The organism is Desulfonatronospira sp. MSAO_Bac3 (genome assembly GCF_003838035.1).
In the GTDB taxonomy this organism is placed as follows: domain Bacteria; phylum Desulfobacterota; class Desulfovibrionia; order Desulfovibrionales; family Desulfonatronovibrionaceae; genus Desulfonatronospira; species Desulfonatronospira thiodismutans.
Genome location: NZ_QYZY01000035.1, coordinates 1 through 2,723 on the forward strand (window position 1 = coordinate 1; position 2,723 = coordinate 2,723).

Genomic DNA, 2,723 nt, shown 5'->3' on the forward strand with positions numbered 1-2,723 from the left:
CAAGCAAAAGGCTGTGGCCCAGGAAACCATGGACATATATGCCCCCCTGGCCAACAGGTTGGGCCTTTATCGGCTCAAAATCCAGCTGGAGGATTTGAGCCTTCGGTACATGAAGCCCGACGTCTATTTTCAGATCCAGGAAGGGGTGAACAAGCAGAAAGTCGTAGGCGAGCAATATATCCAGAAGGTCTGCAAAAACATTGAAGAGATACTGGAGCAAAACTCCATTCAGGGCCGTGTTTCGGGTCGCATGAAGCATATCTACAGCATCTACCACAAAATGGTGCAGCAGGGCCTCAGCCTGGACCAGGTCTTTGATATAATCGCTTTCAGGGTGCTGGTGCAGAGCATAAAGGACTGCTATGCCGTGCTGGGTCTGGTGCACTCCATATGGAAGCCTGTTCCGGGGCGGTTTAAGGATTATATATCCATGCCCAAGGCCAATATGTACCAGAGTCTGCACACCACTGTCATAGGTCCCGACGGGGAGCGCATCGAGATTCAGATCCGCACCGAGGAAATGCACAAGATGGCCGAGTTCGGGGTGGCTTCGCACTGGCGTTACAAGGAGGACGGCAAAAACAGGTTCAAGGACAAGGACGCAGAGAGGTTTTCCTGGCTCAGGCAGATCCTGGACTGGCAGGAAGAACTCAAGGATCCCAGGGAATTCATGGCCTCACTGCGCTTTGATCTTTTCGAGGACGAGGTTTACGTTTTCACTCCCCGCGGTGAGGTCAAGGAACTGCCTGAAGGGGCTACTCCAATTGATTTCGCCTATATGATCCACACCGAGGTGGGGGACCGATGTGCCGGAGCCAAGGTCAATGGTAAACTGGTTCCTCTGAATACAGTACTGAAAAACGGGGACACAGTAGAGATCATCACCGACCCTCATCGCCATCCCAGCCGGGACTGGCTGAGGCTGGTGAAAACCGCCAAGGCCCGTACCAGGGTCAAGCAGTGGATCCGCAACGAAGAGCGTCAGCAGAGCATCGCACTGGCCAAGGAGGTCCTGGAAAAAGAAGGCCGCAAGATGGGCCTAAACATCAACAAGGTGTTAAAGCAGGGACAGCTTCAGCCCATAGCTGCGGATTTTTCGTACAAGTCGGTTGATGACCTGCTTTCAGCAGTGGGCTATGCCCGCATAACTCCCAGGCAGGTTTTAAACAGGCTTCTGCCCCGGGAAGAACAGCGCCCGGCCAAGGGGGAAACAGGCGAACAACAGGAGAAGCCGGAGGAAAAACCGGCTCCTTCTGTGGCCAAAAAGGAAGGGGTACAGATCAAAGGGGTGGGGGATGTCCTGGTAAGATTTGCCAAGTGCTGCAATCCTCTTCCCGGAGACCCCATTGTAGGCTACATCAGCCGGGGAAGGGGGGTGACCATTCATACAGCGGATTGCGCCAACTGCCAGGAAATGGAGCCTGAGCGCAAGCTGGAGGTGTCCTGGGCCGGGGAGACGGACAAGGATTTTCCGGCCAAGATCAAGATGCTTTGTCAGAACCGCAAGGGTGTCCTGGCCAAGATAAGCGGACTTTTGACCAAGGAGGACGTGAATATTGACGCAGGCACGTTCAAGTCCAACGTAGACGGAAAAACCGAGGTGGTTTTTACAGTAATGGTCCAGGATTCCAATCACCTGTACTCAACCATAGAGAAGCTGCGCAAGCTGCCTGAAGTGCAGGAAGTTATGCGTATTGCGGAATAAAGGTCAGGGGTCAGGGATCAGAGGTCAGAGGTCAGAAGTCAGGGATTAGGGATCAGGGATCAGGGATCAGGGATCAGAAGTCAGGGATCAGAGGTCAGAGGACCCCAGTGAAACACGCTGAAAGGGAACCAGGTTTCACGGGGCAAGCAGAAGTCAGGAGACGGGGGACGTCGCTGCGGATAAGTTCCCCTGCCGGGAAATGTAACCCCGGCAGGGATTTTTTTGTGGGTGGCCTGGCTGGTTTCAGCCATTCATCGGGCTAGACCCTCTGGATCTCAAAGTTCAGGTCTTCGCCGGCCAGGGGATGGTTGGCGTCCAGGGTCACTGTTTCCTCCTTGACCTCGACTATGACTGCAGGAAACTCCTGGCCTTCAGGGTGCTTGAGCATGAGCTGCTGGCCCACGTTCTGGGGGATTTCATCGGGGAACTTGTCCTTGGGCACATCAATAATCATATCGTCGCGCCGGTCCCCATAGGCCTGGTCCTTGCCGATGGTAACCTGCTTGCTTTCACCCTCGTCCATATCCCGAACAGCATCCTCGATGCCAGGGATGACCTCACCTTTGCCCATGGTAAATTCCAGGGGTTCCTTGTCCTGGGAGCTGTCAAACACCGTTCCGTCATTAAGCTTTCCGGTGTAATGTACTTTTACCTGGGTTCCGTCTTCTACTTTGGACATCAATCTTCTCCTTTGGTTTTTCTCACCCCGCACTTACTTTTTCCGGCTTGTTAATCAGGCCGTCAGCTGGTTGCACATAGCTGTCGCACCTGGAATCGGGAACAGCTCTGGAAAAAGTAAGTGCGGGGTGGATTTTACTTTTTATTTATCTGGACCTTATTCACGATTTTCTGGTAGTATTCCTGGTGTTCTTCGAGGTTCACCGGGCGTTTGCGCATGATATTCATCCTGGTGACCAGGAGATTGAGTTTCTGGATGCGGCGGTAAGCCTCTTCCTCTTCCCGGCTGTTCTGGAGAAGCTCTCTGGTGGTGGTGATTTCTTTTTGCAATTCCACTTCC

2 protein-coding genes and 1 pseudogene are annotated in these 2,723 nt (G+C 53.4%); 1 reads left to right on the plus strand and 2 read right to left on the minus strand.

The window, feature by feature from the left end:
- Positions 1-1,705 (plus strand): RelA/SpoT family protein (locus D5S03_RS01220; protein WP_287042437.1); only part of this gene is annotated, 1,705 nt, incomplete at its 5' end.
- A 259-nt stretch (positions 1,706-1,964) separates the two neighbouring features.
- Here D5S03_RS01220 and D5S03_RS01225 read toward each other — a convergent pair.
- Positions 1,965-2,384: an FKBP-type peptidyl-prolyl cis-trans isomerase gene (locus D5S03_RS01225; RefSeq protein ID WP_287042438.1), complete on the minus strand. Its 420-nt coding sequence runs from the start codon at positions 2,382-2,384 to the stop codon at positions 1,965-1,967.
- Between the two features lie 134 nt (positions 2,385-2,518).
- Positions 2,519-2,723, minus strand: a pseudogene (locus tag D5S03_RS01230) (DnaJ family domain-containing protein); the annotation flags it as partial.

Excerpts from the sequence above, each read along its gene's own strand:
- D5S03_RS01225 (WP_287042438.1), bottom strand. The coding sequence starts at position 2,384 with ATGTCCAAAGTAGAAGACGGAACCCAGGTAAAAGTACATTACACCGGA.